Genomic DNA, 2,194 nt, shown 5'->3' on the forward strand with positions numbered 1-2,194 from the left:
CATTAACTCGTGAATATGCATAAAACGGTTTTCAAATACTGTTTCTGTAATTGAACCTGTGCCTTCTGCTACGCAATTCATCGATGCAAACTGTGCCTGCATATCAGTTGGAAACCCGGGATAAGGTGCAGTTTTCACTGATACAGCTTTAGGGCGCTTACCCTTCATATCCAGCTCAATCCAGTCTTTCCCTGTGGTAATGTGTGCCCCGGCTTCCTTAAGCTTGACCAGAACTGCTTCCAACAAATCAGCACGTGTGTCTTTAAGCTTTACGCGGCCACAGGTCGCAGCGGCAGCACAAAGGTAAGTACCTGTTTCAATACGATCTGGCAGCACGTCATAATGACAACCTTTTAAGGATGCAACGCCATTAATTTCAATCGTTGCGGTACCGTGACCTTTAACATCAGCTCCCATCGCATTCAGACACTCACCCAAGTCAACGACTTCAGGTTCTCGTGCAGCGTTATTCAGGATGGTTTTACCCTCAGCCAAAGCGGCAGCCATCATCAGGTTTTCAGTACCCGTTACAGTTACCGTATCAAGAAAGATGTTTGCACCTTTAAGCCGACCATTGCTAGAAGCTCTAATATAGCCATCTTCGACCTGTATATCGGCCCCCATTGCTTCGAGACCGCGCAGGTGCAAGTCCACTGGTCGACTTCCTATCGCACAACCTCCAGGCAAAGATACTTCCGCCCGACCGAAATGAGCAAGCAAAGGACCAAGTACCAAAATAGACGCTCGCATGGTTTTAACCAGCTCATAAGGAGCAGTTAGTTCTTTAATAGTTGACGCATTTATCTCGACACTCATTTTTTCGTCGATCATCAACTCAACCCCCATGCGTCCCATCAACTCAATCATCGTCGTGACGTCGTGTAAATGAGGAAGATTGCCAACAGTAACGGGTTCATCAGCCAACAAAGCTGCAGCCAGAATGGGCAAAGCTGCATTCTTAGCGCCAGAGATACGAATATCACCGTCAAGCTTTACACCACCACCAATTAATAACTTATCCACGATAAGCATCCTTCTATGTATTTGTTAAATTTGTCTACTGAGATATGCCTAAACAAAAGACTAAGCTTTTTCAGCCCACTCTTGGGGAGTATAGGTTTTGATGATGACCGCGTGTATCGTCCCATCAATTATATATTTATTAAGGCATGCGTAGATTAGCTGCTGTTTTTTTACGGGGCTTAGGCCAGCGAAGACCTCGCCTATCGCTGTAACCTGGTAGTGATAACCGTCAGACTCTACCCTTACTTCGACATCGTCCATTTGATCAAGAATTAGCTTTTCAACTTCTGATGCTTGCATACTCGCCCACTACCCAGTTAATTAATGATTGAAAAATAATAATATCGCTACACATGACAAAAAGGCATGCGTAAAAAGGCGGTATCATACAGGAATCGCAGAAGGGACTAAAGCCGCTTTATTACAAAGCATGCAAGAATAACGAGCAATATAGCCTTAATAAAAGACCAAGCTCTAGACACTAATTAGAGAGCAAAAGGCTAAGCAGATCCACCAGAGAGCTATTCAGCGCCCGCCAAGATCGATTCAACACCACCAACGCGCGCCATATTAAACAAATATTCAGGAAGATTGACATAAGATAATACGCAAGAGTGCTTGTTAGCGGCACGTAAACCACTCAGCAGAATGGCCACGACAATACTACTGACACTCTCTACGCCAGATACATCAATTTTAACAGACTTGTGTTCCGAGGAAGACTCCTGAACAAAGCTCAGAAGCAATGATTTTGCCTCACGAGCCTCACGCTCTGATAACGAACCAGCAAGTGATGCTTCAAGCATATCGCCCTGACTACCTTCCTTGCGTGAAATAGATATCACCTTAGGCACCCTCGGCTACAGAAGCCGTTTCTGGCTTAGTAATGATAATATCAGTACCGTCAGGTTTCTTAATATCTAGGTCGACACTCCACCCATCAATAACTAAGTCGAGGTCGCCTTTGCTTTTCCTATATTGAAGAGCAAAACGATCCCTGAAGGCCAAACCAACGTTGACACCGAAAACAATTACGTTTTCCATCAGCCACTGATTTTCTTTATTTAAATACATCGAATAAGCAACCGGCAGCACAGTGCCATTATCTGTTATCACTTGCATATCAACCACAGCTTTCTTATCACTACGGCTATTAAGCTTGGCTTTTGTT

Annotated in this window: 4 protein-coding genes; all 4 read right to left on the minus strand. The window is 44.3% G+C overall.

The annotated features are described in order from the left end of the window. Positions 1 to 1,023, minus strand: a 1,023-nt coding sequence (murA, locus tag A3757_RS21925; RefSeq protein ID WP_068740294.1) for a UDP-N-acetylglucosamine 1-carboxyvinyltransferase, incomplete at its 3' end; no start/stop codon positions are given. Between the two features lie 60 nt (positions 1,024 to 1,083). Further along, a complete protein-coding gene (locus A3757_RS21930) occupies positions 1,084 to 1,323 on the minus strand; it encodes a BolA family protein (protein WP_068511143.1) in 240 nt (79 codons plus the stop codon). Between the two features lie 221 nt (positions 1,324 to 1,544). Then, positions 1,545 to 1,868: a lipid asymmetry maintenance protein MlaB gene (locus A3757_RS21935; RefSeq protein ID WP_068511145.1), complete on the minus strand. Its 324-nt coding sequence runs from the start codon at positions 1,866 to 1,868 to the stop codon at positions 1,545 to 1,547. A gap of 1 nt (position 1,869) precedes the next feature. Further along, positions 1,870 to 2,194, minus strand: a 325-nt coding sequence (locus A3757_RS21940) for an ABC transporter substrate-binding protein (RefSeq protein WP_197470213.1), incomplete at its 5' end; no start/stop codon positions are given.

The sequence above is a fragment of the Oleiphilus sp. HI0117 genome, from assembly GCF_001635235.1.

What these genes read in the sequence shown, in the direction of transcription:
- A3757_RS21930 (WP_068511143.1), bottom strand. Translation starts at nt 1,323, where the DNA reads ATGCAAGCATCAGAAGTTGAAAAGCTAATTCTTGATCAAATGGACGAT.